The organism is Phaeovulum molybdatiresistens (assembly GCF_023544865.1).
Taxonomy (GTDB): Bacteria; Pseudomonadota; Alphaproteobacteria; order Rhodobacterales; family Rhodobacteraceae; genus Pontitalea.
In genome coordinates, this window is record NZ_JAMJFX010000006.1 from 1 (window position 1) to 24,942 (window position 24,942).

Consider the following 24,942-nt stretch of genomic DNA (forward strand, 5'->3'; position numbering starts at 1 on the left):
CGCCATCAGCCCAGATGTAGAGAAACTGCCGCGCGCCAAGGTCGCGCTTCTGCCAGTCCTCATAGGCCGTCCACCAGCCGGCCTTCAGCCGCGTGATGGTCTTTGCCGACAGACCCTTGGCATTCGGGCCCAGCAAGGCCGCCAGCGCCTCGGTGAAATCACCCCGGGACACGCCCTTCAGGTAAAGCCACGGCAGCAGATCCTCGACCGATTTCGCCTTGCGCAAATAGCGGGGCAGGATGCTGGGCGTGAAAGTAATCTTGTCTTCACCAGGGGCCCGGTCCCGCACGCGCGGCACCGTCACCGACACCGGACCAATGCCGGTCATCACCTCACGCTCCGGCAGGTGACCATGACGAACCAGACGCGCCCGTCCGTCCTCAAGTCTCTCTTTGGAAAAGGTCACCATGAGCGTCGCCAGCTCCGCGTGGATCGCCTGCTCGATCAACTGGCGCGCGCCCGCGCGAATGACATCCGTAAGCGCGTCGGCGCTAAATCCAGATGGATCGGGAAGTTGGGTGATGGTAGTCTCTGACATGTGGCATATCCCTTTCTCGGCAGAGAATTGACGGCGTCTGAACACCGCCATGATATGCCGCCCCTCAGGGCATCACCAACTTTCGCGCGTTGCTCCCGGATGTCCCGCTGCCCCATCTTCGATCTTTTCCCCAGCCTCTGTTTTCCGCCAGAAGAATGTTGCCGCGGCACCAACCCGAGCCAAGCGGCAAAATCGCGGCCACGCCGGAACTGGTCCATCGGCGGCGCGCAGGTTTCGACCGCGAGCGCGGTGATCGGTCCGACACCCGGCATGGTCTGTAATTGCCGGGGCATGGCGGACGCCCTGGACGCGGCGGCGAGCTTTGCCGAAACTGCGGCGAGGCGGGACGACAACAGATCGATCTGTTCCAGAACCATGCGGCAGATGTCCCGCGCCAGGTCAGGCAGGCCCGAACCCGGATCATCGACCACCTTCGCCAACCGCGGGATGTATCCGACCCCTTCCGGCGCCACGTGCCCGAGTTCATAGAGGTACGCGCGCAGGGCGTTGATCGCCTCCGTCCGCTGCTTCACAATCTGCTCGCGAGCGCGAAATGCCACCGCCCGGGCCTGCTGTTCTTCGGTCTTGGGTTCGACAAATCGCATGGTCGGACGCGTCGCCGCCTTGGCGATTGCTTCTGCGTCGGCGGCGTCGTTCTTTTGGCGCTTGATGAACGGCTTGACGTAATGGGGCGCGATCAGCCGGACACGGTGCCCGTGGGCGGTCAGTTCCCGTGCCCAGTGATGAGCGCTTGGGCAAGCCTCCATCGCCACGTCGCATGCGGGATGGTCCGTCATGAATCGCGCAAATTGCAGTCGCGACAGCTTCTTGCGGAAAACGACCGCCCCATCCGCTCCCGCCCCGTGCAGCTGGAACACGTTCTTTGCCAGATCGACCCCGATGATGCTAACTTCTTCCATGGATGCCCTCTCCTTCAGCTTGTGCTTCGACACCACGAGTATGGCACATCGCGATGCCATCAGGGTGAGAGCGGCATCCACCCCATCTCCAGCATCGCCCGCCGATCGATCCTTCGTCGCTGACCCGCTGGCGCCAGCGCCTCGGCGAAGAAGGTGTCGAATGGATGCTGCCGCAGACGATCCTCGCCGGGCAGAAAGCCGGTGCGATCGAGGCGGGCAGCCTGAAGCGGGTGGCGGTCGACACGACGGTGATGGAAAAGAATATTGCCCATCCCACCGACGCCCGGCTTTACGAGCGGGCGCGGGCGCAGCTGGTGGCGCTGGCCGTCGAGGCCGTAGTGGAGGCGCGTCAGAGCTATGCCCGCCTTGCACCACGGTTGGCGGTGCGCGTTGGCCACTATGCCCATGTAAAACAGTTCAAGCGCATGCGCAAAGCCCTAAGAACGTTGAAAGGCTACACAGGCCGGGTGCTGCGTGACCTGCGCCGCCAGCTTCCCGATATTCCCCAAGGCCCTCTGCGCGAGCGGATCCTCGACCGGCTTGTCCTCGTCTCGCGGCTCCTGACCCAGGAGCCGAAAGGGCGCGACAAGATCTATGCCCTGCACGAGCCCGAGGTCGATTGCATCTCGAAAGGCAAGGCGCGGGTGCGGTATGAATTCGGCTGCAAGGTCAGCATCGCCACGACGCTCGACGAGGGGTTCGTAGTGGGCATGCGCAGCTTTGCGGGCAATCCTTATGACGGCCACATGCTGGGCGCCGCGCTCGAACAGGTGGAAATCCTGACCGAGCGCCTGCCCGATCTGGTGGTGGTCGACCGCGGCTATCGCGGCCATGGCATCGACAAGTCTCAGGTTCTGATCAGCGGCACGCGGCGCGGTCTGACCCCGGCCTTGGCGGCCGATCTGCGACAACGCGCGGCGATCGAGCCAGAAATTGGTCATATGAAGACCGACGGCCACCTTGCCCGAAGCCCGCTGAAGGGCGTGATCAGCGACGCGCTCTTCGCGGTGCTTTGCGGCTGCGGGCATAGTATCCACAAGATCCTGGAATGGCTGAGAGCGGTTTTGGTGTGCCTGATCGCGCAGATCATCGCGGCTCGCAGGGGCGACGAGGACCGCAATCAGATCCCGGTGGCGGCGTGATCGGGTTGTTCAGGGCGAACTAATGGGGTTTCATTTTGTGCCTTGGGGCCAGCTTCGAGGCGTTCGACTGGCGATAGATCGCCTCGAAGTCCATGCCCCCGGGCTAAAAGACCCAAACCTAGGTCTGTCGCGGACACAGGTTCAGATCGCTTCGTTGACGGCCGACAGGAACTGTTGCGTCCGTTCCGATTGTGGATTTCCGAACAGGTCTTGCGGCGGGCCCTGTTCCTCGATCCGGCCGTTGTGGAAAAAACAGATCCGGTCCGAGATGTCGCGTGCAAAGCCCATCTGATGCGTCACCATCAGCATTGTCAGATTGTGCTGTGCGACCAGCTTGCGGATGACCTCGGTGACCTCGCCGGTGACCTCGGGGTCAAGCGCCGAGGTCACTTCGTCGAACAGCATCACCTTGGGGCGCATGGCCAGCGCGCGGGCAATCGCCACACGCTGTTTCTGCCCGCCCGAAAGGCGCGCGGGAAATTCGTCGCGTTTGTCGATCATGCCAACCATTTCCAGCAATTCCTCTGCTCGGTCCCGAGCTTCGGCTTTGGTGAGGCCCAGCACATGGATCGGCCCCTCGGTGCAATTTTCCAGCGCGGTCATGTGCGGAAACAGGTTGAAGTGCTGGAAACACATGCCGATGTTGGCGCGTTCGCGACGCAGGTGGTGACGATCGGCGCGGACAAGAACGTCGCCCCGGGGCATGTGGGTCAGCGGGTTGCCGTCGACATAGATCACGCCCTCGTCGATCGTTTCCAGTGTCATCAACATGCGCAAGACCGTGGTCTTGCCCGATCCCGACGGGCCGATGATGGTGACCATCTCGCCCTCGGCCACCTCCAGGTCCAGCCGGTCCAGCACCTGCAGGTCGCCATAGCTTTTGGACACGCCCGCAAAGCGGACCATCGGTCGGTCGGGGCCGGTCAGGGCAAGGGGGTATCCGGTAAGGTCCTGGGTCATTTCACAAGTCCAAGTTTGCGCCGCAGCCGTGTTTCCGCCCGCCGGACCAGTTCGGCCAGCGGCAGGGAAATGGTCAGGAAAATCAGGCCGACCAGCGTGAAGGGTTCAAGAAAGCGGTAGGTTTCAGCGCCGATGGCATTGGCGGTGTGCATCAGCTCGCCCACGCCGATCACCGACAACATCGGCGTATCCTTCAAGATCCCCACCAGATAATTGCCCATGCCGGGAATGGCATTCGGCAAGGCCTGCGGCAGGATGATCCGCCGGTAGGCATGCGCCGTGCCCAGGTTGAGCGATGTGGCGGCCTCCCACTGGCCCCGGTCGACGCTTTCCAATCCGCCGCGATAGACTTCGGACAGATAGGCCGCGTAATGCAGGCCGATTGCCAGCATCCCCGCAACCCAGGGCGACAGGGTAACGCCAAACTGCGGCGCGACGTAAAAGACAAAGAAGATCTGCAGGATTAGGGGGGTTGAGCGGATGAATTCCACACCTTCGCGCACCACCCGCGTCAGCGCGCCATAGGGTGTGCGCTGCGCCAGGGCCAGGCCCAGCCCCAGAACCATCGCAATCAGATAGCCAAATGCCGCCGCCATCAGCGTTGCCCCGGTGGCCTCGATCAGGCGGGGCAGGATCTGCAGGGTGAAATCCCATTTCCATTCCATCGCTCAGACCCTACCCATGCGGCGCGCGACGGTCTTTTCCAGCCAGCGCATCAGCGGCGTGACGCCCAGCCGGCCCAGCAGGTAATAGATGACCAGCGCGGTGCCAAAGACCTGTGCCGACAGATAGGTGCTGCCGTTGATCTGGCGCGCCTCGAACATCAGATCGGCGACCGAGATCATCGCAACCAGCGCCGTTCCCTTGAGCACCTCGATCATCAGATTGCCCCAGGCGGGCAGCATGTTCACCAGCGCCTGCGGCAGAATGATGCGCCACATCCGGCGCGCGGGCGACAGGTTCAGCGCCAGCGCCGCTTCCCACTGGCCGCGCGGAACCGACTGGATCGCGCCGCGCACGACCTCGGCGCCATAGGCCCCCAGGTTCAGCCCCACGGCCACGAAGCCGGCGGTGAACTTGTCGATGGTGATGCCGAACAGGGGCAGGACGAAAAAGATCCAGTACAGCTGCACCAGAAGCGAGGTGCCGCGAAACACCTCGATGTAAACGCTCGCCAGGGCGCGAACCGGCCGCAGCGGCGAAATCTTCAACAGGCCGAACAGCAACGCGATCAGCACCGCCAAGACCGCCGCCAGAACGGTCTGTTGCACGGTGATCCATGTGCCGCCCAGAAGGCGCGGGCCATGGATCACCAGAAAATCGGAATAGGACACGAAGGGGTTTTCCCACCTTTTGTTCGGATCAGGCGATCAGCGGCGGGGGCCGGACACCGGCCACCCGCGCCACGCGGGGATCAGCGGTTTTCGCAGACCCAGGCCGCCGTCTGCCCGGTCGGCAGGTGTTCGGGCCCATATCCATATTGGGCCACGGTCGCCATCATCTTGTCGCTGCCAAGATAGTCTTGCTGCGCCGCGTTGAACTGCTCGACAAAGTCCTGGTCAGTCTTGCGGAACCCGATCGAGGCCCAGTTCATCGTCGTTTCCGGCATCTGCGTCACGTCGGATACATCCACACCGTCGTGTTCCCCGGCCATCGTGATCGCGGTGAAATGCGCCAGCCCCCCCGCGTCGCCCCGGCCTGCCACCACGGCAGCCAGGATTTCGGACGGGCCGGGCACCTGCATGATCTTGCCATCGGCAACGCCGGCGTTGCGCGCGGCCTCGATGTTGGAATAGCCGGCACCCGTCACCAGCATGGCGTCCTTCTGGGCCAGATCCTCATAGGTGTTCAGGCCCTTGGGGTTGCCCGTCGGAACGATGAAGGCGTCCCCCGCCATCAGCATCGGTTCGGAAAAGGCAATGCTGTCACAGCGCGATTTCAGGATGTTCAGCCCCCCGGTGACGATATCAACCCGCCCCGCATTCAGCGCCGGGATCAGCCCGCCCCAATCGGTCACGACCACCTCGATGTTGTCATGGCCCATCTCGGCCAACAGCTCCAGCGCATAGGCGTTCACAAAGCCCATCGGCGCGCCATCGTCGCCGGGATAGGCAAAGGGCGCCTCATTGGCAAAGCCGATGCGGATCGGCTCACCGGCTTCGATGCGATCCAGCAACGGCCCCGCCAGCGCGGTCGAGGCGGTCAGGACAACGGCGATCGAGGCAGCGGCAACACCGCGGAACGTAACGGCAATAGAGGGCAGCATGGGTGATCCTTTCTGTCGCGCATCCCCCCGCCCGCAACGGGCACGGGCCCCTGTGCCCGATACGGGCAAAGCTGGGGCAAGGACGCATTTAATATCGGATATGCTTAGTATTAACTAAGCGACTTTATGTCAACCGCAGGGCGCCTTAGCGTCTCTTCAGCTGACGGAACGCCATATTAGGGGATATTTTAAGATAATTCTGGGCAATGGCGCACCCTTCCCAGCATCAGATATCCGCATATCCTTAGCTTGCGCTAATATTCACCGCGTCAGTCGCCACTTGGGAAAACCCGGAACTGGCTGTAGAAAGATCGGGCACAGACTTCCCGAGGCCCAGATGCAAAGCACCACGAAATCCGCATTTTCCGCGATGCGCCGCATCCTTCGCAGCGCGGAATCCCAGGCCAGATCGCTTATGGCCAGAACTGGCCTGACGCCGGCGCAACTGGTGCTGCTGCAGCAGCTGGAAGGCGGGGCGGAACGGACGGCCAGCGATCTGGCGCATCGCCTGGGCATCACCCAGGCCACCGCCACCGTGATGATCAAAAAGCTGGAAGCCCGCGGGTTGTTACGCCGCCGCCCCGGCGCCGCCGATCGCCGGCAGACCTGGCTATCGCTCAGCGAGGCCGGCGATCAGGCCCTGCATATCGCACCCGACGGCATTCAGGCGAAATTCGCAGCGGAATTCGACAAGCTGAAGGATTGGGAACAGCAGATGATCATCGCCAGCCTGATGCGCGTGGCCGACATGCTGGATGCCGAAGCCGATGCCGCGCCGCTGATCGACTCCAACCCGGATCTGGGTGCCGCGCGCCCGCAGACGCCCGGCCCATCCACCGACGGCTGAAACCCGAACGCATCAAGACCGGCGCGCCAAGCGTGATGCCGACGGCAAAGCCCGCCTTTTCAGCCCTTTGCGTCTTACCCGGGCTTGCCAGCCAGCAGGGACAGCTGAAGGTCAAGCAGCCGCAGCCCCTCGGCCTCAAGCGAAAATCCGTGCGCGCCAAGCCCCCAGCGGATGGCAATGCCCTGCACCAGCGACGTCAAAAGGATCGCGGCATCCTGCGCAGCTATGTCTGCACGGATCGCGCCCTCTTTGCCCATGTCCTCCAGACAGGCGACAAGATGCGCCTGATACTGCGCCAAAAGCCCGCGAAAGCGGTCCCGCAGAAAGGCGTTGTCGACGTTCAATTCGCGTGAATGCAGGATCGCGGGCAGCGCTGGACAGGCCTCGATCTGGCGCAGCTGGGCCGCGATCAGGCCACGCAACTGGTCCTGCGGCGCACCACGTCCAGCCAGCGCCTGATCCCAAGCCAGATGCAGGCGTTCGGCGATCACCTCGCCCACGCTGGACCACAGATCCGCTTTCGTCGGAAAGTGCCGGAAAATCGCGGCCTGTGTCACCCCGACCTCTCGCGCGATGTCGTTCGTGGTCAGGCGATCCGGTCCGATCCGGTCGGCCAGGCGCAAAAGCGCCTCGACAATGTCGGCCTTGCGGTCTTCGGCGGGTTTGCGACGGATCATGGCAACCTCTTGTAAGTAATCAACCACTAACATTATACTGGTAAAAATCAAGCCGATTCGGCTGAGGAGCCTTCCATGCCCCGCCTGTCCGCCCTTCTGGCCCTGCCCCCCATCGCGCTTGGCGCCGCGATCGCGGCCTGGATGATCACGACCGCCCCCGGCCCCGCGCAGGAAAGCGGCACGATGCCCGGCCTTGCGGTCCGCGTGGCGCCTGTTGCCGCGCAGGATATCCGCCCGGTGGCGCATGGCTGGGGCGCGGTCCGCGCCGCGCAGGGCTGGACCGCCGTGGCCGAGGTGCGCGGGCAAGTGATCTGGCGCCACCCCGATCTGGAAGAGGGGCAATTGATCCCGGCGGGCACCGAGGTGCTGCGCATCGATCCGGCCGATTACGATCTTGCCATCGCGCAGGCCGAGGCGGACCTGATGGCGCTGCAGGCCGAAGCCGCACAGATCGTGGCCGAGGCCGAAAATACCGACCGCGTGCTGACGCTTGAAACCGAGCGGCTGACCCTGGCCGAGGCCGATCTGGCCCGCATCCGGGGGCTGGTCGCCCAAGGGGTGAACCCGCAAACCCGCGCAGATGAGGCCGAAAAGGCGGTACTGCAAACCCGCCGAACCGTGACCGAATTGCAAAACAGTCTGGCCCTGATCCCGTCGCGGCAGGCCCGCATTACCGCCCAACAGGCCCGGACCACGGCCACACTGGCCCGCGCCCGCCGCGACCGCGATCAGACCGTGCTGACCGCCCCCTTTGATCTGCGCGTGACCAGCATCGCGGTGGATCTGTTCCAGCCGGTCGCCATCGGCCAGGTTCTGGTGCAGGGCGACGGGCTGGACCGGGCCGAAGTGGTGGTGCAGGTGCCCCTGCCCGCCTTCCAGCGGCTGTTGTTCCCGATCGACCGGCCAGCTGACCCTTTGGCGGCAATCCGCCAAGGCCCCGCATCGCGAATAGGCGCAGAGCTGCATCCGTTGTCGGACCCATCCCAGATCTGGCAGGCCCAGGTGTCCCGCGTCGAAGGCGCGCTTGACCCCAAGGCGCGCAGCGTGCCGGTCGTGGTCAGCGTGGCCAACCCTTATGCCGATGCCGCCCCGCCCCTGCGCCTGCCATTGGTGCCGAACATGCAGGTTCAGGTGACCCTGACCGGCGCGCCCGTTCGCGACGCGGTTGTCATCCCCGAGGCCGCCTTGCACGGCGATGCCGTCTATCTGGTCACCGCTGACGACCGGCTTGAGATCCGTCCCGTCACCCCGGCCTTCCGGCAGGATGGGCTGGTGGTGATCCGCGACGGTCTTGCCCCCGGCGACCGTCTGGTGCTGGATGACATCGCGCCCGCCCTGCCCGGCATGCCGCTGCGGCCCGTGCCGGTTGAGCCCGCGCCATGATCCGCTGGTTCACAGGGCATCCCACGGCGGCCAATCTTCTGCTTCTGGTGTTCATCGCCGCGGGCAGCTTTGCCGCGCCAACGCTTTTGCGCGAAACCTTCCCCGATTTCCGCCCCGCCGAAGCCGAGATTGTCGTCACCTATCGCGGCGCGGCGGCCGAGGATGTGGAAACCGGCATCTGCGCGCCCTTGTGGGACGCGGTGCAGGGGGTCGAAGCACTGGACAGCTTTTCCTGCACCGCGCAGGACAACCGCGCCCGCGCCGTCGCCACCATGAAACCTGCGGGCGATGCCAACCGCTTCGTGGCCGAACTGCGCACCGAAGTAGCCGCAATCGATACCTTCCCCGACCGTGCCGATCCGGCGACGGTGCGCGAATTGCACCGCACCGATCTGGTCACCTCGGTCGCGGTATCGGGCGATCTGCCCCTGTCCGAGCTTGATCTTTACGCCGATGGCCTGGCCGACCGGCTGGCGGCGCTGCCCGATGTGGCACGGGTGAACCGGGCGGGGCTGGGGGCGCGCACGCTTTCGGTGCTGCCCGACCGCGCGGTTCTGGCCCAACACGGGCTGACGGCGGCGGGGCTTGCACAGGTGATCGGCGCGCAAAGCCTGGACCTGCCCGCGGGGCGGCTGGAAACCGCCGCGCAGGATCTGACCCTGCGTTTCACCGCCGAGGCCCGCACGGTGCGGATGCTGGCCGCCCTGCCCGTTCTGACCCGACCCGATGGCGCCGTGCTGACCCTGGGCGACGTCGCGCAGATCATCGAAACCCATGAACCCCCCGAGGAACAGGCCCGCCTGAACGGGGCCCCCGCCATCATCCTGGAAATCCACAAGCCGCTTGAGGCGGATGCCCTGCGCGCGCTGGATGCGGTGAAGGCGGTGGTGGTGGCGGAAACGGCCCGCCTGCCCGACAGCGTATCGGTTCAGGTCGTCCAGGACGTCACCTCGATCATCCGTGACCGGCTGGCCATGCTGGTGGAAAACGGCATCATCGGCCTGTTGCTGGTGGTCGCGGTCATGAGCCTGTTTTTCCGCCCCGCCTTTGCGATCTGGGCGGCGATGGGCCTTCCGGTGGCGTTTCTGGGCGCTTTCCTGTGGATGTCGGTCACGGGGCTCAGTCTGAACATGATGACGCTGGTGGCCCTTCTGATGGCGATCGGCATCGTGATGGATGATTCCATAGTCCTATCGGATTCCATCGCCGTTCACGCGGCCAAGGGCGTCAGCGTTGAAAGCGTCACCGCCGGTGTTCTGGCCGTTGCGCCGGGGGTGGCGTCCTCATTCCTGACGACGGTTGCGGTCTTTGTCCCGCTGTCCTTCCTGTCGGGCGAACTGGGCGCGGTGCTGGAGGTGCTGCCACTGGTCCTGCTGGCCGCGTTGGCCGCAAGCCTGATCGAGGCCTTCCTGATCCTGCCCCATCACCTGAAAGGCGGACTTTCGGGTAGGGACAGATCGCCCTCGCGGTTCCGCGCGGCGTTTGATCGGGGCTTTGCCGCGCTGCGCGACCGTGGCGTCGGGCGGCTGGCCGATGCGGCGATCCGCGCCCGCTGGCTGGTGCTGGGGCTGTCTATGGGCGCGCTGATCGCAACGGTTGGCGCCCTTGGCGGCGGATTGGTCAAGCGCGAGGCGATGCCCGACATTGACGGCGATGTGCTGGAAGCGCGCATCCTGCTGCCCGCGGGCACGCCGCTGGCCCGCACAAACGACGCCGTGGCACAGGTCGAGGCCGCTCTGGCCCGCGTCAATAACCGCCTGAGCCCCGCCCAACCCGGCGCGCAGACGCTGGTGCTGCGCACCATCACGCGGCTGGGCCGCAATGCCTCGGTGGGGGAAACGGGGCCGCATCTGGCCACCGTCTCGGCCGACCTGCTGTCAGCGGAAACCCGCGCCACGACGCTGGATGAGCTGATCGCCCAATGGCGCGATGAAATCGGCCCCCTGCCCGGCGTATCCTCGCTGATCCTGATGGAACCCGGCATCGGCCCGCAGGGCATCGCGGTGGAACTGCGCCTGTCGCACCCCGACCTTGCCACGCTGGAAGCCGCCGGGCGCGCGACGCTGGCCGAATTGGAAACCTATCGGGGTGTGCGCAATGCGATGCTGGACCTGCGCCCCGGCAAGCCCGAACTGCGCCTGCAGCTGGCGCCGGGCGCGCGCACGCTGGGGCTGACGGCCGCCGATGTGGCGGGGCAATTGCGGGCCGCCTATCTGGGCACGCAACTGGCCGATGTGCGCCAGGGCGACCTGCCCTTTGAAGTGCAGGTTCTTCTGGCCGAGGGCGACCGCGATGCCCGCGCCGATCTGGAAAACTTTACCATCGCGCTGCCCGACGGCACGGCGGTGCCGCTGGATACCGTTGTAAATGTGCGTGAGGCGCGCGGCTGGTCCAGCATAACCCGGCGCGACGGGCTGCGCACGTTGACGGTGCAGGCCGATGTCGATGGCCGGATCGGCAATGCCGATGCGATCACCGCACGCCTTGAAACTGGCTTTCTGCCCGATCTGGCCGCCCGCCACCCGGGCCTGACCCATGAGGTCGCAGGCCAGGCCGCCAATTCCGCCGAAACCGTCGGCTCAATCCTGCGCGGGTTCCTGATCGGGATCGTTGGGGTCTATCTGATCCTGTCGTTCCAGTTCCGCAGCTATGTCGAACCGCTGATCGTGATGCTGACCATTCCCCTGGCCTTTCTGGGGGTGATCTGGGGCCATGTGCTGATGGGCTACAATATCTCGATGCCGTCGCTTGTTGGCGCGGCCTCTTTGGCCGGGATCGTCGTGAACAACGCCATCCTTCTGGTCGAGGTGATCCGGGAACGGATGACGGCGGGGCTGGGCGTGACACAGGCCGCGGGCGCGGCCGTGCGATCGCGGTTCCGCCCGATCTTTGTGTCGGTTTCCACCACGATCCTGGGGATGGCGCCGCTTCTGGCCGAGACTTCGACCCAGGCACAGACGCTGAAACCGCTGGTCATCTCGGTGGTCTTCGGGCTGCTGACCTCGACCGTGCTTGTGCTACTGGTCCTGCCTGCGTTCTACGCAATTCTGAGCGACCTCGGGCTGGGGCGTGCCGCACGCACAAGGCACTGAGCGAAAGCCAACACGATCTGCGGCCTGAACATCGCGATGACGCACCGCCATCACCAGGCAGTTAGTCAGGAATCCTGTCCAGAGACCGCCGCGACCTTAGCTGCCGATCAAAAGGATCTCGGCAGTGATGCAGATGCGGTTTTCCCCCGCCTTCAGCACCCCGCAAAGGGGTCTGCCGTCAAAGCCGACCGAGGCGACGTCAAGGTGCACCTGCCCCCCTGCCAACCGTCCCGCGCGCACCAGGATCTCGGTGGCGTAGCTATCCAGCCGGGCGTCGCCAAATCGGGTCTCGACAAGGCTGCCGATGCCCTCGATCCGGGCCTCGGGCATCCCCGCCCCTTCGGCGATCCGCGCCAGCAGGGCATGGGGGTCTTCGTTCGGGCGCAACGTGCACAGCACGGCATTGGCGGCACCTGCGCCCCCCGCCGCTTGCGGGGCGAACAGGTCAAAGCCGGTTTCCGGGTCGGGCTTCACCGACAGGCCCGCCCCGCGCAAGCCCCAGCCTTCGGCCACAAGATCCTCGGCCAGCGCCGTATCTGGCAGCAGCATGTGGCCCATGTGCAGCGCCCCATCCGCCGACCACAGACCGTGGCAATGCTGAAAGGCCGCGCCCGCCCGGCTGCCCAGATGCAGCCCCGCATCCTGAACCCGGGCGTCATGCAACACTGGCGCGGCGCGATACCAGGCGGCCCGGCCATCGCCCGGCGCGGGGCCGGGCACGACGTAGGACAGGTGCTGGAAATGCGCCCCGCGCAGGCGCAGATACCCGGCCGTGAACCCGGCGCGGGCAAAGGCGTCGGTGACCGCGCGGTCAAACGGCAGGCCCGCTGCAATCCGCAGCGTCACCGGCTCGGCCCGGCAGGGCAGCGCGGCAAAACGCGCCGGATCGCGCGGCCCGGGGTGGGCAAGACTGCGCGGCGCGATCATCCCGCGTTGTCCGCGGGCGCGATGTCGCCGCGCGCGGCAAGCTCCTCGCGGATCATCTTCTTGGTGATCTTGCCATAGGCCGATTTCGGCATCTCATCCCAGAAGACCACCTGACGCGGCATCTTGTAGCGCGCGATCCTGCCCTCAAGCCAGGCCAGCAGCGCCGCACCGTCGCAGGCCGCACCCGCACGGGCCACACAGACCGCCACGCCGACCTCACCCCATAGCGGGTCGGGCACGCCCAGCACGGCGACCTCGGAAATGTCGGGATGCTGCAGGATCTTTTCCTCGATCTCGCGCGGGTAGATGTTGGAGCCGCCCGAGATATACATGTCCGACGCCCGCCCCGTCAGATAGACAAAGCCCTGCGCATCCATATGCCCCAGATCGCCGGTCAGGAACCAGCCGTTGCGAAAGCTTTTGGCATTGGCTTCGGGGTTGTTGAAATAGCCCGCAAAGACCGCCGGACCGATCACCGCGATCTCACCCGTCTCGCCGGGGGGACATTCGTTGCCCTGGGCATCCTGGATCTGCACCTGCATCCCGGTGCGGGCAAACCCGCAGGTGCCGATGCGCATGGCGCCATCGTCCAGATGGTGATGCGCGGGCGGCAGAACGGTGATATTGCCGGTCACCTCGCCCAGGCCGAAATACTGCACCAGCTTCGGGCCCAGAACCTGCAACGCGCGGATCTGATCGGCGCGATACATCGGCGCCCCGGCATAGATCACATAGCGCAGGCTGGAATGGTCGTGATCCGCCACCGACGGGTGTTCGACCAGCAGCTTGACGATCGTGGGCACGGTGAAGGCATTGGTGACCTTCCATTTTTCGACCAGCCGCCAGACCTCGGCCGGGTCGAATTTCACCCCCCCCGGCAGGATGGTCTTGGCGCCATGGGCGACCTGCGCCAGCTGATGGATGCCCGCGCCATGCGACAGCGGCGCCACCACGATCGAGGCATCCCCCGGCCCGGTCCCCGGCATCAGGTCGCACAGATGGTTGGTGATCACGAAGGCCAGCTGCCCATGCGTCAACACCGCCGCCTTGGGCCGCCCCGTCGTGCCCGAGGTGAAGAAGAACCACGCCGGATCATCGCGCGCCACCGCCACGGCGGGCGCGGCCTGGCCCATGTATTCGGCCACCAGGCTGTCATAATCCGCCGCCCCCTGCCCGCCGATCGAAATGCGAAAGCCCAGATCGGCGCAGGCAGCGGCATGATCGGCAAACTCGGCCCCGTGCAGCAGGCCGCGCGCCTGCGAATTTTGCGCAAGCCAGGCGATATCCTCGGGCGATTGGCGGAAATTGGCCGGCACCCAGACCGCGCCGATCCGCCAACAGGCGAACATCGCTTCGAACATCTGGTTGTTGTTGGCCGATTGCACCAGAAGCCGGTCGCCCTTGCCAAGGCCAAATCGATCGACCAGGGCGGCGGCGAAGGCGGCGGAACGGGCCTCGATCTCGGCCCAGGTCCAGCTGCGCTCGCCCCAGACAAAGCCGATCTCGTCGGGGTGTCGCCGGGCGGCTTCGGTCAGGAACTGCGACAGGTTCATCACCCGCGTCGAAACGGGCGCGATCCCGTTGGAAAGGTCGATCGTCATTTCACGCGTTCCAGGATCGAGACGTAATTCGTGACCGCAGCGCCGCCCATGTTGAACACGCCCGCCATCGTGGCGCCGGGGATCTGCATGCCACCGGCCTCGCCCATCAGCTGCATCGCGGCCATGACATGCATCGACACGCCCGTGGCGCCGATCGGATGCCCCTTGGCCTTCAGCCCGCCCGAGGGATTGACCGGCAGCTTTCCGCCCTTCGCGGTGATACCTTCGCGGATGACGCGCGCGCCCTGCCCGCGTTCGGCCAGGCCCATCGCCTCATATTCCAGCAATTCGGCGATGGTGAAGCAATCATGCGTTTCCACCAGCGACAGATCGCCCAGGCCCACCCCCGCACGTTCCAGCGCCTGCGCCCAGGCGCGCCGGGCGCCGGCGAATTCCAGCACGTCGCGGCGCGACAGCGCCATCATCTCATTGGCATGCGCCCGCGCGCGGAAGGCGATGGCGCGGTTCATCCCGGCCGCGGTTTCGGGATCGGCCAGCACCAGAACCGCCGCGCCGTCCGACACCAGCGAACAATCGGTCCGGCGCAGCGGGCCCGCCACGATCGGGTTTTTTTCCGACACGGTGTTGCAGAATTCCTTGCCGAAATCCTTGCGCATATGGGCCAGCGGGTTGGCCATGCCATTGGCATGGTTCTTGGCCGCGATCATCGCCAGCGCCTCGGACTGGTCGCCGTGGCGCTGGAAATAGCTGCCCGCGATCTGGCCAAACAGGCCGGCAAAGCCGCCTTCGACCTGCGCCTCCTCCTTGCGATAGCTTGCGCCCAGCAGGATGTCGCCCACCTCGGCGGTGGGGGTGGCGGTCATCTTTTCCGCACCGATCACCAGCGCGATCTTGCCGCGGCCGGCGGCGATGAAATCCATCGCCCCATGCAGCGCCGCCGATCCGGTGGCGCAGGCGTTTTCATAGCGCGTGGCGGGCGTGTGGGCAAAGCGGTCATCCCCCATCGCCACCAAAGCGCCCTGAAAATCCTGCGGGGAAAAGCCGTTGTTGAAGACGCCCACGAACAGGCCATCCACATCCGCGGGGGTGATGCCGGCATGGGCCAGCGCCTCGGACACGGCGGCGGCCATCAGGGCCTCGGTATCGGGCAGGTCGGATTTGCCAAAGGCGGTATGCCCCCAGCCGACGATCTGGGCTTCGTTCATGCGGTTCTCCTGTCAGATGTGCCCCGGCGCAGGGCGTAAAGCCGGGCCAGGGATTTTTCGATCTCGGCCGCCCCGGCACGCAGCCGGGACAGCAGGTCATCGCGGCGCGGGCGCTGCATCCGGCTTTCGATCGCGGCCAGCGACAGCGCACCGGCCAGCGCGCCATCGGGCCAGCGCAGCGCCAACCCCAAGCCCCAGGAATCGGGGTAAAGCAGCCCGGGGTTCAGCGCGTGACCATTCTGGCGCGTGACCCGCACATGTTCGCGGATCAGATCGGGGGGCAACGCGGCATAGCTGCCGGCCAGCTGCGCGGCATTGGCCTCCAGCGCGGCCTCGACCTCGGCATCGGGCAGGGCGGCCAGCATCGCCAGCGACCCCGCCCCCACGCCCAGGGGGTGCAACTGCCCCGCCATCAGCGCATGGGTCCGGATCGGATAGCTGCCCTCTTCGCGGTGCAGGCACAGCGCCGAATACCCCTGCCGGACGGAAATGAAGGCCGCATCCCCGGTTTCGCGGGCAAGCCGCGCCAGCACGGCAGAGGAATGTTCCAGAATTCCATGGCGTTGTGCGGCGAACGTGCCCAGAATATAGGCCTCTTCGCCCAGAAAATAGCGCCGCGTATCGGGGTTTTGTTCGACCATGCCGCCGCGCATCAGCGCCAGCAGCAGACGCCGCACGGTAGGCTTGTTCAACCCGCTTTGCGCCACCAGATCGCCCAGCGTCACACCCGCCACACCCCCCCGGCCAACCGCGCTCAGCAGGGCAAGCGCACGGTCCACCGTCTGGGCACCGCCCAGGTTTGCCGAGGATACCATTTCCATACGTTCCATATTGTGGACCACAATCCAGCCCCGCCAGGCCATATGCGATAAAGCTTTCAAACTGATTTTTGACTTTTGCGACCCTTTTGCAAGGTTTTATTTTTCTTGTCCGATTTTTCATTCCAATATATGGATCAACAATGCTGCAGGAGGCAGCACCATGACCGGCCCGCAAGGGCCACCTGCTTGGGAGGAAGACATGACATTCGCGATTTTCGGCAGGACTGCCCTCGCGTCGATTCTGGCCGGCGCGCTGATGGCCGGCACCGCCGGCGCCGAGACGCTGCGCCTGTCGCATAACACCGGCGACACCACCACCTGGCACAAGGGCGCCGAGAAATTCGCCGAACTGATCGCGGGCGCGACCGGCGGCGACATCGAGGTGCGCGTGTTCCCCAATGCCCAGCTTTCGGGCGGCGACCAGATGCGCCAGGCCGAAATGGTCGGTCGCGGTGCGCTGGATCTGGTGGTGACCTCGGCGATCAACGTGACGCCGCTGGTGCCGGAAATGGCCGTGTTCTCGTTGCCCTACCTCTATGCCAATTACGAACAGGTCGATGCCACCACCCAGGGCGCACCCGGCGAAATGATGGCGGGCATCCTGGCCGAAAAGGGCATCGTCGTTCTGGCCTGGGGCGAAAACGGCTTTCGCGAAGTCACCAACAACATCCGCCCCGTCACCTCGCCCGACGACATGAAGGGGCTGAACATGCGCGTCGCGGGGCCGATGTATATCGACGTGATGAACGCGCTTGGTGCCAACCCCCAGCAGATGCAGTGGGGCGAAACCATCACCGCGCTGCAGCAGGGCGTGGTCGATGGCCAGGAAAACCCGATCGGCGCGGTCATCATCCCGCAGCAGGTCTATGAGGTGCAGAAATACCTGACCACCTGGCATTATTCCTACGACCCCATCTTCATCGGCATCAGCCAGCAGAAGTGGGACAGCTATGATGCCGAAACCCAGGCCAAGCTGCGCGCCGCCGCCCAGGAAGCCATGAGCTATCAGCGCGACATCTCGCGCGAGGCGACTGCCAGCGGCATCGACTTCCTGCGCGAAAAGGGCATGGAGGTCTATGAACCCACCGCCGAGGAACTGGCCGCCTTCAAGGCCGCGACCCAAAGCGCGTTCGACACCTGGGCGGCCAAGGTCGGCCCGGAAATCGTCGGCGCCTTCCAGCACGCGATCGCGGCCGCCAACTAAGCCTTTGGCCCGGCGCGCCCGCAACAGGCGCGCCGGTCTGGTTTCAACCCCGGGGGAGGCGTGATGGCGTTCATCCTGCGCGAGGCCGAAAAGATCATCTGCGCGGTGCTCTTTCTGGCGATGACCTTGCTGGGCTTTGCCAATGTCGTGGTGCGCTACGGCACGAACTATTCCCTGGCCGTCACCGAAGAGCTGTTGACCAACGGCTTCCTGCTGCTGACCGTGTTCGGCGCGGCGGTGGCGGCGCGGCGGGGCGAACATCTGGCGGTGACGCTGGTGCATGACCTGCTGCCGCGCCCGCTGCAACGGGCGGTCTTCATCCTGTCGGTTCTGCTGTCGGTCGCGCTTCTGGCGCTGTCGGCGTGGTTTTCGTGGCAATCGGTTGCCAATCTGATGTCCAACGGGATGCGGTCCTATGGGCTGGGGATCCCCGCCTGGTATTATCAGATCGCGGTGCCCTTCGGCTTTGCGCTGGTGCTGGTGCGCTATCTGCAGCATGCGGTTTCGGTGCTGTGCGGCGCCCCGCAGCATGAGGTGATCCCCGATGTCTGACCTGTTTCCCGGCCTGCCCGCGGGCACCGAGATGATCATCCTGTTCTTCATCCTGATCGCGCTGCGCGTGCCGGTGGCCTTTTCGCTGGGCCTGTCGGCGATCTATGCAATGTGGCAGATCGGCTTCGGGCTGGACCTGGCGGGCGATCTGATCGCCACGGGGGTTTCGAAATTCTCGCTGCTGGCGATTCCCTTCTTCATCCTGGCGGGCACGCTGATGGGATCGCTGGGCATTGCCGAACGGATGATCCGGTTCTTCCGGGTGCTGATCGGGCCCACGCCGGGCGGCATGGGGGTGGTGGGCACGGTGGTCTGCCTGTTCTGGGGCGCGGTCAGCGGATCGGGCCCGGCCTCGGTGGCCGCAATCGGCCCGATGATCATCAAGGGGATGGAGGAAGACGGCTATCCCCGCGCCTATGCGGCGGGCCTGGTCTGCACCGGGGCGGCGCTGTCGATCGTGATTCCGCCCTCGATCGGGCTGGTGATTTACGGGGTGATCGCGGAAACCTCGATCTCGCAGCTGTTTCTGGCGGCGATCCTGCCGGGGCTGGCAATGGGGGCGATGATGCTGCTGACGCTGCCCTTCGCAAAGCCCCGCGGCGGGGCGGCGCTGGCCGCGCTGTTCCCGATGCCCCACGCGGACAAGCCCTATCCGGTGCGGCTGTGGCTGTCGTTCAAGGACAGCTTCTGGGGCCTGATGACGCCGGTGGTCATCCTGGGCGGCATCTATTCGGGCATCTTCACCCCGACCGAGGCCGCGCTGGTCGCCACCGTCTATGCGCTGGCCGTGGGCGGGCTGGCCCATCGCACGCTGACCCTGCGCGGGCTTTACGACAGCCTGGCCAATGCCGCGGCCTCATCGGCCACGGTGATGCTGGTCGTGGCCTATGCAAGCCTGTTCGGCTGGGTCGTCACGGTCGAGGATCTGATCGGCCAGTATTCCGGCGCCCTGCTGGGGCTAAGCGAAAATGGTCTGGTGATCCTGCTGGTAATCATGCTGATCCTGCTGGTCGCGGGCATGTTCATGGACCCGGTCACGGTAATGTTCATCTCGCTTCCGATCTTCCTGCCGGTGATGCGCGAACTGGGCTGGGATCCGGTCTGGTTCGGGGTTCTGGTGATGGTCAACCTGGCCATCGGCCTGATCACGCCGCCGGTGGGCATCAACCTGTTCGTGGCTGCCAACATCACCCGCCTGCCGATCGAGCGGATCGCGCGCGGGGCGGTGCCGTTCCTTATCGTCTCATTGGCAGGGCTGGCGCTGATCGCGCTTGTTCCGCAACTTTCGCTGGTGGTGCTTGGCCCGCGCTGATCGCCCGCGCCACACCCAACAGGGGTATCCTTCATGACCGACAAAACCGCCATCGTCACCGGCGCCGCCCGCGGCATCGGGCTTGCCACCACAAAGCAGTTCCTGGCCGAGGGCCGGCGCGTCGCCATGATCGACCGCGACGCCGAGGCGCTTTTGCATGAGGCGGGCCAGCTGGACGGCGTCCTGCCGGTTATCTGCGACGTCTCGCAGCCCGATCAGGTCGCGGCGATGATGGATCAATGCGCCGGCCACCTGGGCCGGATCGACGCGCTGGTCAACAATGCCGGGGTCGCCGATTTCGGCCCGATCGAAGACACCACCTTCGCCCGCTGGCGCGAGGTGATGGCCACCAACCTGGATGGCGTCTTCCTGTGTTCGCAAGCCGCGATCCCGCATCTGCGCCAGACGCGGGGCGCGATCGTGAACATCGCCTCGATCTCGGGGCTGCGCGCCTCGACCCTGCGGGTGGCCTATGGCACCTCGAAGGCGGCGGTGATCCATCTGACGCAACAGCAGGCGGCAGAGCTGGGCGAATACGGCATCCGCGCCAATTGCGTGGCCCCCGGCCCGGTGCGCACGAAACTGGCGATGGCCGTGCATTCGCAAGACATCATCGACGCCTATCACGATGCGATCCCGCTGAACCGCTATGGCAGCGAGGATGAGATTGCCAGCGTGATCACCTTCCTCTGCTCGGACAAGGCCAGCTATGTCACCGGCCAGACCATCGCCTCGGACGGCGGGTTCCAGACCACCGGCGTCGGCCTGCCCGCCCTGCGCCGCGACGCGCGGCAGCCCTGACGCCCGGCGGGCCGCGAACCTGTTGATGCGCGCACAACCGTGCAGTATTCTATTTGTCGACAAGATGCCTTGAGACTACAGGAGTCCGCGACATGGCCGAGCCCGAGCACGAAGCCCTTCAGGAACGCAAGCGCGGCTCGGGCGTCAAGCGGGTGTATGAATTGCTGCGCGATGAAATCCTTGATCTGAAACTGCCGCCGGGCAGCCCGATCGATGAGGTTCATCTGGCCGAACGCTTTGGCATGTCGCGCACACCGATCCGCGAAGCGCTGGTGCGGCTGGCGGGCGAGGGGCTGGTGGAAACGCTGCCCAACCGCTCTGCCATGGTGTCGAACATCGATTTCGTGAACCTGCACACCTTCTTTGACGCGATCACACTGATGTATCGCGTCACCACCCGGCTGGCCGCGCAATACCACCGCCCCGAGGATCTGGACCGTATCCGCGCCCTGCAGGTCAGCTATGCCGCCGCGGTCGATGCCCAGGATGCGCTGGCGATGGTGGCAATCAACCGCGATCTGCACGCCGCCATCGCCGAGGCCGGGCGCAACCCCTATTTCACCACGCTGACCCTGCGCCTGCTGGATGAGGGGCGGCGCATCCTGCGGCTGTATTACCAGTCCTTCGATGACCGGCTGCCGCGCGAATATGTCGATGAACACGAAGCTATCATCGCCGCCATCGCCGCGCGCGATGTGGACCTGTGCGACCGGCTGGCCCGCGCCCATGCCGACCAGATCGTGCGCCAGGTCCAGCAATTCTTTGCCCGCGACCAACGGATGAATGTCGCGTTGTAGCCTGCGCGATTTCTTGTCGACAAATAAAATGCAAAAGGTATTATGACCTCAGGAATCGGCGCCCTGCCGGTTTTCCGCCGCTGCCGCACCCGGATCATGAGGAGTTTCCCGATGGACACCGCGATTTTCACCGGCGTCATCCCCGCGCTGATGACGCCCTGCAAGGCCGACCGCACACCCGATTTCGACGCGCTGGTGCGCAAGGCGCAGGACCTGATCGCCGCCGGCATGTCCGCCGTTGTCTATTGCGGGTCGATGGGCGACTGGCCGCTGCTGACCGATGCGCAGCGGATGGAAGGGGTCGAACGGCTGGTGAAAGCCGGCATCCCGGTCATCGTGGGGACGGGTGCGGTGAATTCCGCCGCCGCCGTGGCCCATGCCGCCCATGCCCAGAAGATCGGCGCGGCGGGGCTGATGGTGATCCCGCGGGTTCTGTCGCGCGGCGGCGCGCCTGTGGCGCAGCGCCACCACTTCAAGGCGGTCCTGGCCGCGGCGCCCGACCTTCCGGCAGTGATCTACAACAGCCCCTATTACGGGTTTGAAACCAAGGCCGACCTGTTCTTTGCCCTGCGCGCCGAACACCCCAATCTGGTGGGCTTCAAGGAATTCGGCGGCGCCAAGGCGATGACCTATGCGGCCGAACATATCACCAGCGCGGATGACGGCGTGATCCTGATGGCCGGCGTCGATACCGGCGTCTACCACGGCTATGTCAAATGCGGGGCGACCGGCACGATCACCGGCATCGGCAATGTGATCCCGAAAGAGATCCTGCATTTCGTGGCCCTGGCCAAGGCCGCCGCCGCTGGCGATGTAGATGCCCGCATCCGCGCCCGCGAACTGGGCGAGGCGCTGGAGGTTCTGTCATCTTGGGATGAAGGCTATGATCTGGTGCTGTATTACAAGCACCTGATGGTGCTGCAGGGCGATGCCGAATATGCGCTGCATTTCAACCCGACCGATGAGCTGACCCCCAGCCAGCGCGCCTGGGCCGAGACGCAGTTTGCCCAGTTCAAGACCTGGTATGCCAGCTGGAGCACCCTTCCCGGCGCGGTGCAGGCCTGCAAGGTCTGATCACGGCCACCTGCGCAACACCATCGGCCCTCCCCCTGCGGGAGGGCCGTTTTCTTTGGCTCAGGCGATGGCGTCCAGCCCCTGGTCCAGCAGGCGATCAAGCTGGTCCACCTCGGCGGCGCTCAGCGTGATGCCCTGGGCCACGGCCTGGGCGCGGGCGGCAAAGCGGCGCTCGGATGGCAGCCGCGCGCCCTGCCCCTTGATCGCGGCAAACAGGGTTTCGGCCCGCGCGAAGGGGTCACCCGGGCGGCCGGCCGCAAATTTTTCCGGCGACAACGCCAGGATCAATTCGCCATGCACCGGCGCCAGCGTCGTGCTGCCCAGGAAATCCAGGACCTCGGGACTGGTCAGATCGCCGATCATCACGCCCGCCAGCAATTCAATCATCGTGCCGATGGCCGAACCCTTGTGCCCACCAAAGGGAAGCATCGCACCGGCCAGCGCGGCCTCGGGGTCGGTGGTGGGCGCGCCTTGCGCGTCGATCGCCCAACCCTCGGGCAGGGGCTTGCCGGCGCGGCGGTGCAACTCGATCTCGCCCCGCGCGGCAACCGATGTGGCGAAATCGAACACATAGGGGTCGCGGCCCGAACGCGGCCAGCCAAAGGCAAGGGGGTTGGTGCCCAGCAGCGGTTGGTTACCGCCGGTGGGCGCGACGGTGGCGTAGCTGGGGCACATCACCAGCGCCGCCAGCCCCTGCGCGGTCAGCGCCTCGACCTCGGGCCACAGGGCGGCGAAATGGGTGCAATCATTCACCACCAACGCCGCCAGCCCCAGATCGCGCGCCCGGTCCACCACCACCGGCAGGCCCAGTTCAAACGCCGGGTTGGAAAACCCGCGCTGCGCATCGACCCGCACGATGGCACCGCCCGCACCCGGCTGCAGCACCGGCAGCGCATCGCCCCGCACCTTGCCCGCCTTCAGCGTGCGCAGGGCGCCCTCGATACGGTAAATGCCATGCGATTTGCAGCCGTCCCGTTCCCCCGCCGTGATGACCCGCGCCAGCGCGCCGGCCTGCACCGCGTTCATGCCCGCGCGCTGAAAGATCGCTTCTACACGGGTTTGAAGGGCCTCGATGGAAAAGGTCTGGGTCATGGGGCTGGCTCCTGTCTGGCACGCGGGTTCGAAATCTTGACTATCTGCATACAGAAAGTATACAAAATTTCAAGCGCGCTGGCCCGCTTCCAACGCAGGTGCCGCACCACGAAACAGACCGAAAGGACAGGCTGATGACCTTCACCCCCCATGGCAAGCATCTGATCGCAGGCAACTGGGTCGCGGGCGATGCCAGCTTCACCTCGACCCCCGCGCATGGGCCAGCCCACAGCTTTGCGGTGGGCACGGTGGCGCTGGTCGATCAGGCGGCGCGGGCGGCGGAGGCGGCGTTCTGGTCCTTTGGCTGGTCGTCGCGGGGCGAACGCGCACGCCTACTGCGCCGCATCGCCGATGAGATCGAGGCCCGCGCCGAGACCATCACCGAAATCGGCTGTCAGGAAACCGGCCTGCCCGAGGCGCGGCTGAACGGCGAACGCGGGCGCACGACGGGCCAGCTGCGGCTGTTTGCCGATCATATCGAGGCGGGCGATTACCTTGACCGGCGCCATGACGCGGCCCTGCCCGACCGCCAACCCCTGCCCCGCCCCGAAATCCGCATGATCCAGCGGCCCATCGGCCCGGTGGCGGTGTTCGGCGCGTCCAACTTCCCGTTGGCGTTTTCGACCGCGGGGGGCGACACGGCGGCGGCGCTGGCGGCGGGCTGCCCGGTGGTGGTCAAGGGCCATTCCGCCCATCCCGGCACGGCCGAGATCGTGGCCGAGGCGATCCTTGCGGCCATCACCGCCTGTGGCATTCACCCCGGCGTCTTCAGCCTGATCCAGGGCGGCAACCGGCAGGTCGGCGAGGCGGTGGTCACCCATCCGCTGATCAAGGCGGTCGGGTTCACCGGATCGCTGGCCGGGGGACGGGCGCTGTTCGACCTGTGCGCCGCGCGGGCCGAACCGATCCCGTTCTTTGGCGAACTGGGGTCCGTCAACCCGATGTTCCTGCTGCCGGCGGCCATGGCCGCGCGCGGCGATCAGATCGCCCAGGGCTGGGCGGGCAGCCTGACGATGGGCGCGGGACAGTTCTGCACCAATCCAGGCATCGCGGTGGTGATGCAGGATCAGGCCACCGCGCTGGCACAGGCCACGCTGGCCGCCCTGCATGCGGTGGGGGCACAGGTGATGCTGACCGAGGGCATCGCCAGCGCCTATCTGCAAGGCCGCGACCGCGTGGCGGGTGCGCGCGGGGTGCAATCCCTGCTGACGCAGGTCTGTGACCGGCGCCAAGCCACGCCGCAGCTGTTTCAGGTGCGCGGCGCAGACTGGCTGGCCGATCACAGCCTGTCCGAAGAGGTCTTTGGCCCGCTGGGCCTGATCGTCACCGCCGCCGATCCCGAGGAGATGCTGGCCATCGCCCAAAGCCTGCAGGGTCAGCTGACCGCGACGCTGCATCTGGATGCGGGCGATACCGATCTGGCGCGCCGGCTGATGCCGGTGCTGGAACGCAAGGCGGGCCGCGTGCTGGCCAATGGCTACCCCACCGGGGTCGAGGTCTGCGACGCGATGGTGCATGGCGGTCCCTATCCGGCCAGCACGAATTTCGGCGCCACCTCGGTCGGGACGCTGTCGATCCGGCGCTTCCTGCGCCCCGTCAGCTATCAGAACATCCCTGCAGCCCTGCTGCCCGCCGATTTCGGCGCCTGACCCCCGGCCCTTCCCCCCGGGGAAGGGCAGTCCGCCGGCAATCTTCATGCAAATTGAATACTACCTGTATACTCAATGTATTTTCTGATTGATTTGTTGCCTTGCTGGCCGGATAGTTCAA

General features: G+C 65.8%; 21 protein-coding genes and 2 pseudogenes. 11 read left to right on the forward strand and 12 right to left on the reverse strand.

Going from position 1 to position 24,942, the window contains the following annotated elements; all coding sequences use genetic code 11:
- Both MXB90_RS06010 and MXB90_RS06015 read right to left on the reverse strand, forming a co-directional pair.
- Positions 1–538: transposase (locus MXB90_RS06010; RefSeq protein ID WP_250042363.1), on the reverse strand; the 538-nt coding region annotated here is incomplete at its 3' end.
- 95 nt (positions 539–633) lie between these two features.
- Positions 634–1,458: pseudogene (locus tag MXB90_RS06015) on the reverse strand (IS110 family RNA-guided transposase); the annotation flags it as partial.
- An 89-nt stretch (positions 1,459–1,547) separates the two neighbouring features.
- Here MXB90_RS06015 and MXB90_RS06020 point away from each other — a divergent pair.
- Positions 1,548–2,600, forward strand: a pseudogene (locus MXB90_RS06020) (IS5 family transposase); the annotation flags it as partial.
- Between the two features lie 141 nt (positions 2,601–2,741).
- On the opposite strand, the gene ehuA reads toward MXB90_RS06020, so the two are convergent.
- From ehuA to MXB90_RS06040, 4 genes are all read right to left on the reverse strand, one after another.
- A complete protein-coding gene (ehuA, locus tag MXB90_RS06025) occupies positions 2,742–3,560 on the reverse strand; it encodes an ectoine/hydroxyectoine ABC transporter ATP-binding protein EhuA (RefSeq protein WP_284040750.1) in 819 nt (272 codons plus the stop codon).
- A complete protein-coding gene (gene ehuD / locus MXB90_RS06030; RefSeq protein ID WP_250042374.1) occupies positions 3,557–4,225 on the reverse strand; it encodes an ectoine/hydroxyectoine ABC transporter permease subunit EhuD in 669 nt (222 codons plus the stop codon). The genes ehuA and ehuD overlap by 4 nt, the downstream gene beginning before the upstream one ends.
- 3 nt (positions 4,226–4,228) lie before the next feature.
- Complete coding sequence (ehuC, locus tag MXB90_RS06035; protein WP_250042376.1) at positions 4,229–4,894, reverse strand: ectoine/hydroxyectoine ABC transporter permease subunit EhuC; 666 nt, start codon at positions 4,892–4,894, stop codon at positions 4,229–4,231.
- Between the two features lie 80 nt (positions 4,895–4,974).
- A complete protein-coding gene (locus MXB90_RS06040) occupies positions 4,975–5,826 on the reverse strand; it encodes a transporter substrate-binding domain-containing protein (protein ID WP_250042378.1) in 852 nt (283 codons plus the stop codon).
- A gap of 415 nt (positions 5,827–6,241) precedes the next feature.
- On the opposite strand from MXB90_RS06040, the gene MXB90_RS06045 reads away from it, so the two are divergent.
- Positions 6,242–6,673, forward strand: coding sequence for a MarR family winged helix-turn-helix transcriptional regulator (locus MXB90_RS06045; protein ID WP_250042380.1), 432 nt, complete (start codon positions 6,242–6,244; stop codon positions 6,671–6,673).
- A 74-nt stretch (positions 6,674–6,747) separates the two neighbouring features.
- On the opposite strand, the gene MXB90_RS06050 is transcribed toward MXB90_RS06045, so the two are convergent.
- Positions 6,748–7,350, reverse strand: coding sequence for a TetR/AcrR family transcriptional regulator (locus MXB90_RS06050; protein WP_250042382.1), 603 nt, complete (start codon positions 7,348–7,350; stop codon positions 6,748–6,750).
- Between the two features lie 75 nt (positions 7,351–7,425).
- Between MXB90_RS06050 and MXB90_RS06055 the strand changes: the two genes are divergently transcribed.
- Together MXB90_RS06055 and MXB90_RS06060 are read left to right on the forward strand one after the other, a co-directional pair.
- Positions 7,426–8,733 (forward strand): efflux RND transporter periplasmic adaptor subunit, encoded by a 1,308-nt coding sequence (locus MXB90_RS06055; protein ID WP_250042384.1) that lies wholly within the window; start codon positions 7,426–7,428, stop codon positions 8,731–8,733.
- Positions 8,730–11,825 carry an efflux RND transporter permease subunit gene (locus tag MXB90_RS06060; protein ID WP_250042386.1) on the forward strand — a complete coding sequence of 1,032 codons (3,096 nt, stop codon included), beginning with the start codon at positions 8,730–8,732 and terminating at the stop codon, positions 11,823–11,825. Before MXB90_RS06055 ends, MXB90_RS06060 begins: the two co-directional genes overlap by 4 nt.
- Before the next feature lie 96 nt (positions 11,826–11,921).
- Here the strand turns inward: MXB90_RS06060 and MXB90_RS06065 are convergent, their stop codons facing one another.
- The 4 genes from MXB90_RS06065 to MXB90_RS06080 are packed head-to-tail and all read right to left on the reverse strand — an operon-like array spanning position 11,922 to position 16,349.
- The gene (locus MXB90_RS06065) at positions 11,922–12,752 is read right to left on the reverse strand and encodes a hypothetical protein (protein WP_250042388.1); all 831 of its coding nucleotides are present in this window, start codon (positions 12,750–12,752) and stop codon (positions 11,922–11,924) included.
- Positions 12,749–14,353 (reverse strand): acyl-CoA synthetase, encoded by a 1,605-nt coding sequence (locus MXB90_RS06070; protein ID WP_250042390.1) that lies wholly within the window; start codon positions 14,351–14,353, stop codon positions 12,749–12,751. Before MXB90_RS06070 ends, MXB90_RS06065 begins: the two co-directional genes overlap by 4 nt.
- A complete protein-coding gene (locus tag MXB90_RS06075) occupies positions 14,350–15,519 on the reverse strand; it encodes an acetyl-CoA acetyltransferase (protein WP_250042392.1) in 1,170 nt (389 codons plus the stop codon). Before MXB90_RS06075 ends, MXB90_RS06070 begins: the two co-directional genes overlap by 4 nt.
- Positions 15,516–16,349 (reverse strand): IclR family transcriptional regulator, encoded by an 834-nt coding sequence (locus tag MXB90_RS06080; RefSeq protein ID WP_349665899.1) that lies wholly within the window; start codon positions 16,347–16,349, stop codon positions 15,516–15,518. Before MXB90_RS06080 ends, MXB90_RS06075 begins: the two co-directional genes overlap by 4 nt.
- Before the next feature lie 190 nt (positions 16,350–16,539).
- Between MXB90_RS06080 and MXB90_RS06085 the strand changes: the two genes are divergently transcribed.
- From MXB90_RS06085 to MXB90_RS06110, 6 genes are all read left to right on the forward strand, one after another.
- Positions 16,540–17,544, forward strand: coding sequence for a DctP family TRAP transporter solute-binding subunit (locus MXB90_RS06085; protein ID WP_250042395.1), 1,005 nt, complete (start codon positions 16,540–16,542; stop codon positions 17,542–17,544).
- A 63-nt stretch (positions 17,545–17,607) separates the two neighbouring features.
- Positions 17,608–18,096 (forward strand): TRAP transporter small permease, encoded by a 489-nt coding sequence (locus MXB90_RS06090; RefSeq protein ID WP_250042397.1) that lies wholly within the window; start codon positions 17,608–17,610, stop codon positions 18,094–18,096.
- Complete coding sequence (locus tag MXB90_RS06095; RefSeq protein WP_250042400.1) at positions 18,089–19,408, forward strand: TRAP transporter large permease; 1,320 nt, start codon at positions 18,089–18,091, stop codon at positions 19,406–19,408. Before MXB90_RS06090 ends, MXB90_RS06095 begins: the two co-directional genes overlap by 8 nt.
- Positions 19,409–19,441: 33 nt before the next feature.
- Positions 19,442–20,209 (forward strand): SDR family NAD(P)-dependent oxidoreductase, encoded by a 768-nt coding sequence (locus MXB90_RS06100; protein ID WP_250042409.1) that lies wholly within the window; start codon positions 19,442–19,444, stop codon positions 20,207–20,209.
- 92 nt (positions 20,210–20,301) lie between these two features.
- Entirely contained in the window at positions 20,302–21,006 is a 705-nt protein-coding gene (locus MXB90_RS06105; RefSeq protein ID WP_250042411.1) for a GntR family transcriptional regulator, read from the forward strand.
- A gap of 111 nt (positions 21,007–21,117) precedes the next feature.
- Entirely contained in the window at positions 21,118–22,080 is a 963-nt protein-coding gene (locus MXB90_RS06110) for a dihydrodipicolinate synthase family protein (protein ID WP_250042413.1), read from the forward strand.
- Between the two features lie 60 nt (positions 22,081–22,140).
- Here the strand turns inward: MXB90_RS06110 and MXB90_RS06115 are convergent, their stop codons facing one another.
- On the reverse strand, positions 22,141–23,172 hold the full coding sequence (locus MXB90_RS06115) for an Ldh family oxidoreductase (protein WP_250042415.1): 1,032 nt from the start codon (positions 23,170–23,172) through the stop codon (positions 22,141–22,143).
- Positions 23,173–23,306: 134 nt separating this feature from the next.
- On the opposite strand from MXB90_RS06115, the gene MXB90_RS06120 reads away from it, so the two are divergent.
- Complete coding sequence (locus MXB90_RS06120; protein WP_250042418.1) at positions 23,307–24,821, forward strand: aldehyde dehydrogenase (NADP(+)); 1,515 nt, start codon at positions 23,307–23,309, stop codon at positions 24,819–24,821.
- Positions 24,822–24,942 lie beyond the last annotated feature (121 nt).

Excerpts from the sequence above, each read along its gene's own strand:
- MXB90_RS06075 (WP_250042392.1), bottom strand. The coding sequence starts at position 15,519 with ATGAACGAAGCCCAGATCGTCGGCTGGGGGCATACCGCCTTTGGCAAA.
- MXB90_RS06065 (WP_250042388.1), bottom strand. The coding sequence starts at position 12,752 with ATGATCGCGCCGCGCAGTCTTGCCCACCCCGGGCCGCGCGATCCGGCG.
- MXB90_RS06050 (WP_250042382.1), bottom strand. The coding sequence starts at position 7,350 with ATGATCCGTCGCAAACCCGCCGAAGACCGCAAGGCCGACATTGTCGAG.
- MXB90_RS06100 (WP_250042409.1), top strand. The coding sequence starts at position 19,442 with ATGACCGACAAAACCGCCATCGTCACCGGCGCCGCCCGCGGCATCGGG.
- MXB90_RS06090 (WP_250042397.1), top strand. The coding sequence starts at position 17,608 with ATGGCGTTCATCCTGCGCGAGGCCGAAAAGATCATCTGCGCGGTGCTC.
- MXB90_RS06095 (WP_250042400.1), top strand. The coding sequence starts at position 18,089 with ATGTCTGACCTGTTTCCCGGCCTGCCCGCGGGCACCGAGATGATCATC.
- MXB90_RS06105 (WP_250042411.1), top strand. The coding sequence starts at position 20,302 with ATGGCCGAGCCCGAGCACGAAGCCCTTCAGGAACGCAAGCGCGGCTCG.
- MXB90_RS06060 (WP_250042386.1), top strand. The coding sequence starts at position 8,730 with ATGATCCGCTGGTTCACAGGGCATCCCACGGCGGCCAATCTTCTGCTT.
- MXB90_RS06085 (WP_250042395.1), top strand. The coding sequence starts at position 16,540 with ATGACATTCGCGATTTTCGGCAGGACTGCCCTCGCGTCGATTCTGGCC.
- MXB90_RS06070 (WP_250042390.1), bottom strand. The coding sequence starts at position 14,353 with ATGACGATCGACCTTTCCAACGGGATCGCGCCCGTTTCGACGCGGGTG.
- MXB90_RS06080 (WP_349665899.1), bottom strand. The coding sequence starts at position 16,349 with ATGGAACGTATGGAAATGGTATCCTCGGCAAACCTGGGCGGTGCCCAG.
- MXB90_RS06040 (WP_250042378.1), bottom strand. The coding sequence starts at position 5,826 with ATGCTGCCCTCTATTGCCGTTACGTTCCGCGGTGTTGCCGCTGCCTCG.
- MXB90_RS06110 (WP_250042413.1), top strand. The coding sequence starts at position 21,118 with ATGGACACCGCGATTTTCACCGGCGTCATCCCCGCGCTGATGACGCCC.
- MXB90_RS06115 (WP_250042415.1), bottom strand. The coding sequence starts at position 23,172 with ATGACCCAGACCTTTTCCATCGAGGCCCTTCAAACCCGTGTAGAAGCG.
- MXB90_RS06120 (WP_250042418.1), top strand. The coding sequence starts at position 23,307 with ATGACCTTCACCCCCCATGGCAAGCATCTGATCGCAGGCAACTGGGTC.
- ehuA (WP_284040750.1), bottom strand. The coding sequence starts at position 3,560 with ATGACCCAGGACCTTACCGGATACCCCCTTGCCCTGACCGGCCCCGAC.
- ehuD (WP_250042374.1), bottom strand. The coding sequence starts at position 4,225 with ATGGAATGGAAATGGGATTTCACCCTGCAGATCCTGCCCCGCCTGATC.
- MXB90_RS06055 (WP_250042384.1), top strand. The coding sequence starts at position 7,426 with ATGCCCCGCCTGTCCGCCCTTCTGGCCCTGCCCCCCATCGCGCTTGGC.
- MXB90_RS06045 (WP_250042380.1), top strand. The coding sequence starts at position 6,242 with ATGGCCAGAACTGGCCTGACGCCGGCGCAACTGGTGCTGCTGCAGCAG.